10 protein-coding genes are annotated in these 8,643 nt (G+C 52.9%); 9 read left to right on the top strand and 1 reads right to left on the bottom strand.

The window, feature by feature from the left end; translation table 11 throughout:
- Window positions 1-107: 107 nt before the first annotated feature.
- The gene (locus D1641_RS06360; protein WP_160663814.1) at window positions 108-458 is read left to right on the top strand and encodes a DUF2200 domain-containing protein; all 351 of its coding nucleotides are present in this window, start codon (window positions 108-110) and stop codon (window positions 456-458) included.
- Between the two features lie 58 nt (window positions 459-516).
- Here D1641_RS06360 and D1641_RS06355 read toward each other — a convergent pair whose 3' ends face one another.
- Complete coding sequence (locus D1641_RS06355) at window positions 517-1,041, bottom strand: TetR/AcrR family transcriptional regulator (protein ID WP_160663812.1); 525 nt, start codon at window positions 1,039-1,041, stop codon at window positions 517-519.
- A 111-nt stretch (window positions 1,042-1,152) separates the two neighbouring features.
- Between D1641_RS06355 and D1641_RS19655 the strand changes: the two genes are divergently transcribed.
- The 8 genes from D1641_RS19655 (at window position 1,153) to D1641_RS06320 (ending at window position 8,524) form a co-directional block, all read left to right on the top strand.
- Window positions 1,153-1,287, top strand: coding sequence for a hypothetical protein (locus D1641_RS19655; protein ID WP_279285656.1), 135 nt, complete (start codon window positions 1,153-1,155; stop codon window positions 1,285-1,287).
- Complete coding sequence (locus D1641_RS06350) at window positions 1,284-2,264, top strand: alpha/beta hydrolase (RefSeq protein WP_201757265.1); 981 nt, start codon at window positions 1,284-1,286, stop codon at window positions 2,262-2,264. Before D1641_RS19655 ends, D1641_RS06350 begins: the two co-directional genes overlap by 4 nt.
- Window positions 2,261-3,172, top strand: a complete 912-nt coding sequence (locus D1641_RS06345) for a hypothetical protein (protein ID WP_160663810.1) — start codon at window positions 2,261-2,263, stop codon at window positions 3,170-3,172. The genes D1641_RS06350 and D1641_RS06345 overlap by 4 nt, the downstream gene beginning before the upstream one ends.
- Before the next feature lie 223 nt (window positions 3,173-3,395).
- Window positions 3,396-4,121 (top strand): DUF554 domain-containing protein, encoded by a 726-nt coding sequence (locus D1641_RS06340; protein ID WP_160663808.1) that lies wholly within the window; start codon window positions 3,396-3,398, stop codon window positions 4,119-4,121.
- Between the two features lie 329 nt (window positions 4,122-4,450).
- Window positions 4,451-5,218, top strand: coding sequence for an IclR family transcriptional regulator (locus D1641_RS06335; RefSeq protein ID WP_347707395.1), 768 nt, complete (start codon window positions 4,451-4,453; stop codon window positions 5,216-5,218).
- 281 nt (window positions 5,219-5,499) lie between these two features.
- The gene (locus D1641_RS06330; RefSeq protein WP_160663803.1) at window positions 5,500-5,751 is read left to right on the top strand and encodes a DUF997 family protein; all 252 of its coding nucleotides are present in this window, start codon (window positions 5,500-5,502) and stop codon (window positions 5,749-5,751) included.
- Entirely contained in the window at window positions 5,751-7,214 is a 1,464-nt protein-coding gene (locus tag D1641_RS06325) for a sodium/solute symporter (protein WP_160663801.1), read from the top strand. The genes D1641_RS06330 and D1641_RS06325 overlap by 1 nt, the downstream gene beginning before the upstream one ends.
- Before the next feature lie 20 nt (window positions 7,215-7,234).
- A complete protein-coding gene (locus D1641_RS06320) occupies window positions 7,235-8,524 on the top strand; it encodes an acetamidase/formamidase family protein (protein ID WP_160663799.1) in 1,290 nt (429 codons plus the stop codon).
- Window positions 8,525-8,643 lie beyond the last annotated feature (119 nt).

The raw sequence follows: 8,643 nt of genomic DNA, 5'->3' as shown, positions 1-8,643 counted from the left end.
TCTCAAGACCTCTCGGGACTATTATCTGCATTCTCCTATTCCCTTGTATATGCGGTGGTACATTTTACGCTTACAAATGCTGTATGCTTGCTGGAGGTGTGCCAAATATGAACAATGAGAAAGTGTTCCAAATGAATTTCGGGAAGGTGTATGGACTCCTGTTGGATAAGGCTGTCAGGAAAGGCCGGACAAGGGCCGAGGTGGATGAAGTCATCTGCTGGCTGACAGGCTACAGCGCCGGCCAGCTGGAGCAGCTTCGCTCCTCTGACCTCTGCTATGGGGACTTTTTCCAAAACGCTCCTCAGCCCCATCCAAACCGGGGGCTGGTCAAGGGCGTTGTCTGTGGAGTGCGAGTAGAGGAGGTCGAGGACCCGCTCATGCGGGAGATCCGCCGTCTGGACAAGCTGATTGACGAGCTGGCGAAGGGGAAACCGATGGAGAAGGTTCTGCGAAAATAGGAAGAGAAGGCGGAGTTTCTGGAAAGATTCAGAAACTCCGCTTTTTTGATAAACTTTTTTATTGTGGAAGATAGGCTATCAATTCTTCCGTTGTGTCCTTCATGCCCCGCCGGAACCAGACCTCGATCCAGCCATACAAAAAGAATCCCACATAGGCGGAGGAGTAGGCGGCAGCGAGCTCCTGCTCCGGGTCAAAGCCGCACAGGTCCAGAATGATGTCCTTGAGCAGATAGACCAGGCCCCGTTTGTTCAGCAGGCTGTAAAAATCCCGGTTCGCCTCAAAATGGGAAAACACAATTTGAACGGTTTCTTTTACAGAGAGGTCAGGGGCTGTTTTCCATTTGTCCACCCAATCCTGAAACAGGCGCCGGATGTATGCCTTGATAATCCCTTCTTTATCCTCGTAATTGCGGTAAAATGATGTCCGTCCCACCCCGGCCATGCCGCACAGCTCGCTGATGGAAATTTCCGCAATGGGCTTTTCCTCCAGCAGGGCCAGCATGGAGCTGGTAAGATGCTCCACTATATAGGCGTTGCGGCTTTCGTTGCTGAACGGTGATACATTTTTCGCCTTTTGTTCCATTTTTGCTGCCTCCATTGACAATTCAATTCCTTGCTGTTACACTTGTGACGCTGTTACATTAGTATCGCATCATAACATAGAAAATAGAACCTGTCAAGGGAGGATATTGGAATGAGATTGACGCAGAAGAGACTGCTGATCCTGGCAATTATCGCGGTGATTGGCTTTGTGCTGGGGCGGCTGGCGGTGCGAGGCGTGTTGAACCTCCTGCTGGGCGGTACGCTGTTTGGAGGAAACTTCCTATGAGCAAAACCGTGAAAGAAAAGAGGGTGAAGGCTGTGCCGGTATGGATGGGTATTTTGGTTTTTCTGCTGGCCTTTGGGGCCGGGCTGGCGTCAAAGATGGAAATCAAGCCCGCCTGGGCAAAAGAGTATTCCGTCCAGTGGAGCGACGCGCTGGGCACGCTGAAAACCGATCTGCCCTACGGGGAGGGTGAGGCCAACAAATTTGACCTGTACCTCCCGAAGGACGGCGGCAGGGGGAGCTACGGTCTGGTGGTCTATCTCCACACGGGCGGATTCACCACGGGCGACAAGGCGGAGGACCGGGAAATGCTCTCCTGGCTGTGCTCCAAGGGCTACGTGGCGGCGGGGATCAACTATACCCTCCAGGACGAGGCTCATCCGGAGGCCAGCGTCCTCTCCCAGTCCAACGAGATCAAGGCGGCGATGCCCTGTGTTGTCGCCGCCGCGGAGGAGGCCGGCTACCCTATTGACAAAATGGCGGTGGCGGGAGGCTCGGCGGGCCACACCCTGGCTATGCTCTACGCCTACCGGGACGGGCGGTCGGCTCCGGCGCCCGTGGTGCTCACCTTCGGCGGAGTGGGGCCGTCCAGCTTCTATCAGGAGGACTGGGGTGTCTTTGGCCTGGATCAGAGCGACGAGGGCTGTGCGGAATTGTTCGGCGTGATGGCCGGGGTGGAGATCACCCCCGCGGAGGTGGCGGACGGCTCCTACCTGGAGAAGGTGAAGCCCATCGCCGCCGCTGAGTGGATCAGTGAAAACCCCGTCCCCACGGTGGCCGCCTACGGGACTCACGACAAGGCGCAGCCCTTCCTGGCCTCCCTGCGGCTCAAGGCCGCACTGAAGGAAAACCATGTGGATCACAAATACTTTGAGTTCCCCCACTCCGGCCACGGGCTCCAAAACGATAACGCCCTCTCCCGCCAGTGGATGGAGGCCATCGAGGAATATCTGGACAAATACATGGAGGTATCCCCATGAAAATTGCAGTCAAGGTTTTGAAAATGATTGGCATAGCTGTTTTAGTGATTATTGTGTTGCTGGCTATCCTGATTTTCCGAATTTTCACCGCGCCGATGGTTCCCAAAAATTATACAAAAACAGTGGAAACCGGCGGTGAAATTGAGGCCGCATATATGGCGGCGGGTCAATATTGGGTGAAACACATCGAGGCGGAGGCCCCAGGCGATTGGAAGAAATTTGTGGCCTACTATCCTGCTGATCTGGAGGAAACCGAAAGCACGTTTCCGGTTGTCGTTTTTGTCAACGGAACAGGTGTCGGGGCCTCCAAGTATCAAGCGCTGTTTCAGCATCTGGCCTCATGGGGCTTTATCGTGTTGGGCAACGAGGATCCCAGCACCTGCACCGGGGCCTCCGCCGAGGCCACCCTTGTCTGGCTGCTGGAGCAGAACAATGAACTGGACAGTGTATTTTATCAGAAGGTGGACACAGAACACATTGGCATATCCGGCCACTCCCAGGGTGGCGTGGCGGTGTTCAACGCGGTCAGTGAACAGCCCCACGGCGAACTGTATACCTGCGCCGTCAGCCTGTCCCCCACCGAGTGGGCGTTGGCGATGGCCATCGGGCTGGACTACGACCCCAGCAAAATGACCACCCCCACCTTGATACTGGCCGCAGCCGAAAACGACGTAATTACCCCGGACGGAGTGAAGGGTCTTGCCGAGGTGATACCCGCTGGCACCGTCAGAGCCTCGCGTCCCGGCATGGATCACGGGAAGATGCTGTATTCTGCGGATGGCTATGTGACCGCATGGTTTATGTGGCAGCTCCAGGGCGACCAGAATGCCGCAAAAGCGTTTGCGGGAGAATCCCCCGAAATTCTAAACAACGCAATGTACCAGGATGTGGCTGTTGATTTCAAATAAAGCGGAGGCCGCTGTCGTGACCGGATACAGTGCCGGAGGCTTTGGAGCGGCGATCCTCGCTGACGGCATCTTTGCTGGCCGCTTGGGACAGGCTGATGGTTCAGCTGGGGATTCCTGCCTTGTGAATGGAGAGACTTCTTGCTATAATAGGGTGGAAATTGTATTTGTGAGACATCCATAAGGCGGAGCGGCAAGAGCACAAAGAGCGGCGGGAGTGGTAACGATGGTCGGATTAGGAACAATCATCAATGTGGCTGGTATTATTTGCGGTGGACTGTTGGGCCTTGCCTTTGGAAAGCGTCTGCCTGAACGATTTCAGAATATATTGATTCAGGCAACCTCTGTCTGCGTGCTTTTCCTGGGAATTGGAGGGTGCATGGAGAAGATGCTCCAATTATCAGAGGGCAAGCTGGTCTCCGGCGGGTCTGTCATGATGATTCTCTGCTTTGTCCTCGGCTCTGTTGTCGGGGAGCTGATTAACATAGACCAACGGCTGGAGCAGTTTGGCATTTGGCTGAAAGAAAAGACCGGCAGCGGCGGCGACACTGCCTTTGTAAATGGATTTGTGACAGCCTCCCTGACCGTGTGTATCGGGGCGATGGCCGTAGTCGGCGCTGTCCAGGATGGTATCTATGGTGATTATTCCATTCTGGCCGCGAAGGCGGTTCTGGACCTGATTATCATTCTGGTGATGACGGCGTCTATGGGGAAGGGCTGTATTTTCTCCGCAATTCCCGTTGGCCTGTTTCAGGGCGTGATTACCGTATTGGCCGTTTTTGTAGAGCCGTTTTTAACCGAAGCCGCCCTGGCAAACCTTTCGCTGACTGGTTCAATCATGATATTCTGCATTGGAATCAACCTGATTTGGGATATAAAAATCAAGGTTGCCAATATGCTTCCCACCCTTTTCTTCGCTGTTTTGTGGGACTTTATCCCTGCACTGATGTAATGGGTTTAGAGCAAGGCGGGCAGCTCCGGATTTGGAGCTGCCCGCCTTGCTTTTTTAGCAACCAACTTTAGACAGGAATAACGGTGGGCGTCAGCTCGCGGACGGTGTTGGCCCGGCCTGGCCGGGTGCGGCCTCCGATTCACGGATATAAAGCCGCCCCTTAGGGTGGTTCAAAAATCGAGCTGGTTCACTCCATTCAGATAGGCCTGGTGGTAAATATTACATTGAAATTGTCAAAATGAGAATTTTTTTGTTGACTTTCACACATCAATGGTATATAATGTGGTTGTCTAATAGAAACATCGGTTGTAAATAGTAACCGATTGGAGGTGATTAAATTAGGACCGCTTCATTCAGCCGAAAATGTGCTCAATATTTTGTTTGTCTGGAGTAAAACAGGTAAGACCGATTTGGGACTGACAGAAATCAGCCGCATTACAGAGATCAATAAAAGCACAGTCTATAAAATTTTAATCTCTTTGCAGGCGCACAATCTGGTCTCATTGAATCAGGCTACAAAAAAATACAGCATTGATTCCGGGGTTTTGGAGCTAAGCAGCATCTATCTGAAACAACTGGATTTGCGGACGATAGCCCACCCCTGGATCGAACGTCTTGCCGCCAAGTCGGGAAAAACGATCACGCTGGCGCTGCGTAAGCCAGAGCATCTTGTGTTTATTGACCGGGTGGACGGGTGTGAAAATGTTCGCTTTTATTGCGACATTGGAAAGATAGCCTTTTATAACAGCGGCGCCGCCGCCAAAGCTGTCTTTGCGCACCTGACAAGCGAAGAGCAGGAGGTGCTGCGAACACAAACCCCTGAAAGGTTTACAAGCTTCACAAGAACCTGGGACCAGCTGATGGTTGAAGTGCCCCGGATCAAACAAAATGGTTATTCTATTAGCGATGAAGAGGTAGATATCGGTGTTTTTGCTGTCGGTGCGCCAATATTTGATGCTCAGGGCAAGGTCATCGCCGGAATGGCAATGGCGACGCTGAAGATCAATCTTTCGCAGAAGCAGATAGAGGACATGATTCAGCAGACGGTAGAAACATCTCGTATGATCTCGTCAAAAATGGGATATCTTAGGGCATAAAAAATAGCCGCGATTTTCAGCCTATGAAAAATCATAGGGGTTGCCAGACCGTTCCGAAAAAAGCGACTATATTTCTATTATACCACATGAGCCGCAAAATGGAAGCCCTTAAAACATTATTTCAGGCAGTAAGGCAGAAGGTATTCTGCCGCGCTTCCTTCATGCCTGCCGCCGTTCTTTAAGGGGCTGTTATGCCGCACATCTTTTCCGGGGCGCATTTGGTCCATGCGGGCCCCGGATCGTCTTATATTTCGTTTTACATTGAGGAAAAGGAGATAAGTATGGACAAAAAATCAAGTCATTATGAGCTTTGCCTCAAGGAGTTCAAAATCTGTGGCATTCTAACCATGGCCTATATTCTGATTTGCTGCCTGCTGTGCGGCATCTTTGGCTATGGCCTGAGCGGCACTGAAGCCACATTTATACTTGGTATTCCGGCCTGGGCTGTGATCGGAGTTTTTATCCCTTGGATCATTATGGTTGTGATTACGACGATCTATGGCCTCTTTATTATGGAAGGAGATGAGGAATAATGGAAGTCGCGATGATAACCAAGGTGCTGTTTTTTGCATATTTTATCGTTCTGATCTGCATCTCCATTCTCGCTTACATGAAGCGCAAGAACGCAAAAAACTTTCAGGAGGAATATTATGTGGGCGGCCGTTCCTTTGGCCCCTGGCTGGTCGCCTTTGTCTGGGCGACCTCGTGGACCAGCGGCGGCACCTTCATCGGCACCCCATCCGTCTACTACAGCTATGGATGGACCACGATTTTGTGGCAGGCTGGCGCCGCGATTCTTGGAATCTGCGGTATGCTCATGATTGGCCGCCGTATTTCCAGATTTGCCGCCACACATAACTGTCTGACCCTGCCTGACCTGTTTGTTGAGCGCTTCCAGAGCCGGACCATGGGGGTTGTAGCCGCACTGTCCATCATCGTTTTCGGTGTGGCTTATATCGTCTCCCAATATACCGCGGCGACGCGCATTATTGAGACCTTCTTTGGATTTGACTATACAACAGCTCTGATTCTCTTTGCCGCGGTTACTGCAATTTACACCATCATCGGCGGTATCCGCGGTGTTGCCTATAATGCCCTGGTTCAGGGCGTTATCATGCTTGGCGGCTCGGTTATCATTGCGGTCATCATGGTCAGGGAGGCCGGCGGCCTGGCCGCAATTACCCAGGCGCAGCTGGAGATCGACCCCATGCTGCTGGTTCCCCCCGGTCCGGACAACTACCTGCCGCTGGCCACCGGGTTCTCCACATTCTTCACCCTGGGCGTTGCGGTTATGGCGCAGCCCCATGTTATCACCCGGGTATTTTCTGTCAAGGATGTAAAGTCTCTCAAGCGAGCCGGCGCCCTGATCAGCATCATCTGCATGATTTGGTTCTTTGCCCTGTTTCTCAGCGCGCAGGCCGCACGGGCACTGATCCCCAGCATAGAGGTCTCCGACCAGATTTTCCCGACGATTGTTCTGACCTACTGCGGTAAATATTTGGCTGGAATCCTTATGTGCGCCCCCTTTGCGGCGGTTATGTCCACGGTCTCCTCCCTCACCATGGTCTGCTCCAGCGCGCTGATTAAGGATATTTACCAGCGTACTTCGAAGGAAGAAGTCTCTCCGGATAAAATTAAAAAGATCACCTATGGGGTCACCCTGGTGCTTGCCGCGGTGGTTGTAGTCCTGTCGCTGAATCCGCCTGCGTTCCTGCAGGACATTGTGATGTTTGCGATTAATGGATTTGCCGCCTCCTTCACAATTCCCATCGTTTTTGGCTTCTTCTGGAAGGGCGCTACTCCCACAGGAGGGCTGGTTTCTATGGTCTCTGGCTTCCTTGTCTTGATTGGGCTCTATGTCCTGCCGGTTCCCACAAATTTGCTGGGCTTTAATCCTTTGATTTGGGCCCTTGTTATTTCCTCTATCGTTATGGTCGTTGTCAGCAGATATACGAAAAAACAAAAAGATGTGTTTCTGGCTGAATTGTTTCAATAATTCTAGTGGGAGGCTGTACAATGAAAAAAGCCAGTGACTATGTAAAGGTTACAAAGTATGTCAGTGTCATTGGCGGCTCTGTGGACACGGATCAGGTGTGCTGTGATGGCGGAAGAATTTCCGCCATCACAGCACCAGGCTGCTGGGGTCCCATGATTACGCCAAAAATCCTCGGAGGACACGAGGTGATCCGCCCTGTCTATATTGAGGGCGCGCAGCCCGGGGACAGTATTGCGATTTTTATTGAAAAGGTCCAACCTGTATCCCGTTTCTGCTCTTCCGGAACCAGCCGTTCTATCCCTGGCCGTTTTGAGGGAGACCCCTCTGTCAAGGCAGTCTGCCCCCACTGCGGCATCATCCATCCGGACACCCGCATCGAAGGAGTTGGCGAGGAGGCCGTCCGCTGTGTGCGGTGCAACAGGCCGATCATCCCGCAGACCTATGAGAACGGCTACACGGTGGCCTATTCTGCTGAATCTGAAATTGCGGTTGCCGTTCCGCCGGAGGGCGCTGCGGAAATTGCCAGGCTGACCAGCGCAGGAGAGGTGTTCCTCCCTGAGGATTCTAAGCAGCATCTGGCGACCATCCTCGGCCGCTCAGACTTTGACGGGCTCCCGATTCGCTGCCGGCCGATGATAGGCAACATAGGCTGTGTTCCCTCGGCCGCAATCCCGTCGAGCAAAAACACCGGCGACTTTTCCGGCTCTTTGGAAAAAACCGATCTGTTTAAGGCTCCCACTGCCGGTCAGATCACGGACGCTCATATGGATATTAACCTGGTTGGACAGGGGAGCGTTGTGATTTCTCCGGTCCTTGTGGAAGGCGCTGGCCTCTATTTTGGAGATGTCCACCTGACCCAGGGCTGTGGTGAGATTGCCGGGCATACCCTGGATATCTGCGCCGACGTTACAGTTCGTGTGAAGCTGCTGAAGGGCATCAGGCTGGAAGGCCCTGTCATTCTCCCTGCTCCGGATGAGCTGAACAGCCGCTTTCGTCCTTTTACAGAGAAGGAATACACCTTGGCCGAGGAACTCTACCAATGCTACGGTGGAGAGGCGCTCCCGCGCTGCTATCCGATCCAAGTGGTTGGAACCGGCGCCGGAATGGATGCCGCATTCCATAATGCGCTGCAGCGCGCGGTTCAATTAACAGGCCTGTCCTTGGGTGAAATTAAAAACCGCGCCACTGTCGGTGGAGAAATCGGCATCGGGCGTGTCAGCGGCTGTGTCTATTTAACCATTCTTTTGGAACATACAGTGCTGAAAAAAGCAGGCCTTCTCTCCTTGACGGAGGATCACTACTCAAAATAACTCAGACGGCTCCGCCCGGATTGAACAGATTGTTCGTCCGGGCGGAGCTGTTTTTTGCCGGAAGGACCAAATTGATGCGACCCTTTGCGGGAAGGATTTGTGGCGGTGTGATGATTCCA

The organism is Colidextribacter sp. OB.20 (assembly GCF_009911595.1).
GTDB lineage: Bacteria > Bacillota > Clostridia > Oscillospirales > Oscillospiraceae > Lawsonibacter.
Note: the sequence above shows the minus strand (reverse complement) of the source record. Positions and strands in the feature narration are given on the sequence as shown.

What these genes read in the sequence shown, in the direction of transcription:
- D1641_RS19655 (WP_279285656.1), top strand. Translation starts at nt 1,153, where the DNA reads ATGAGATTGACGCAGAAGAGACTGCTGATCCTGGCAATTATCGCGGTG.
- D1641_RS06355 (WP_160663812.1), bottom strand. Translation starts at nt 1,041, where the DNA reads ATGGAACAAAAGGCGAAAAATGTATCACCGTTCAGCAACGAAAGCCGC.
- D1641_RS06345 (WP_160663810.1), top strand. Translation starts at nt 2,261, where the DNA reads ATGAAAATTGCAGTCAAGGTTTTGAAAATGATTGGCATAGCTGTTTTA.
- D1641_RS06330 (WP_160663803.1), top strand. Translation starts at nt 5,500, where the DNA reads ATGGACAAAAAATCAAGTCATTATGAGCTTTGCCTCAAGGAGTTCAAA.
- D1641_RS06325 (WP_160663801.1), top strand. Translation starts at nt 5,751, where the DNA reads ATGGAAGTCGCGATGATAACCAAGGTGCTGTTTTTTGCATATTTTATC.
- D1641_RS06320 (WP_160663799.1), top strand. Translation starts at nt 7,235, where the DNA reads ATGAAAAAAGCCAGTGACTATGTAAAGGTTACAAAGTATGTCAGTGTC.
- D1641_RS06360 (WP_160663814.1), top strand. Translation starts at nt 108, where the DNA reads ATGAACAATGAGAAAGTGTTCCAAATGAATTTCGGGAAGGTGTATGGA.
- D1641_RS06340 (WP_160663808.1), top strand. Translation starts at nt 3,396, where the DNA reads ATGGTCGGATTAGGAACAATCATCAATGTGGCTGGTATTATTTGCGGT.
- D1641_RS06350 (WP_201757265.1), top strand. Translation starts at nt 1,284, where the DNA reads ATGAGCAAAACCGTGAAAGAAAAGAGGGTGAAGGCTGTGCCGGTATGG.